The organism is Photorhabdus sp. RM96S (assembly GCF_042879335.1).
Lineage (GTDB): Bacteria > Pseudomonadota > Gammaproteobacteria > Enterobacterales > Enterobacteriaceae > Photorhabdus > Photorhabdus kayaii.
Map to the genome: position 1 here is coordinate 1 of NZ_JBHFKT010000305.1, position 223 is coordinate 223.

Sequence of the window (223 nt, forward strand, 5' to 3'; positions counted from 1 at the left end):
GTCCAAACGATTTGTAAACCGATTGGGTGGGGAATTCTGGATACGTCCTGTGCTGCGTCCCTACCGGGATGTGGAGATTACCCCTTATTCCAATGGCCTGATGATCCGGGCCGGTCAATACCCGGACTTAACACCACTGCCGGGCAGTGTCCCGGAGAGTTATTTTGCCATTAACCAACTGATACGTCCGATACGAGTCATTCCCCGTGAAGGCCATTCATTG

Annotated in this window: 1 protein-coding gene; it reads left to right on the forward strand. The window is 52.5% G+C overall.

The window, feature by feature from the left end; all coding sequences use genetic code 11:
- Positions 1 to 223: type VI immunity family protein (locus tag ACGF49_RS25470; protein ID WP_387493646.1), on the forward strand; the 223-nt coding region annotated here is incomplete at both ends.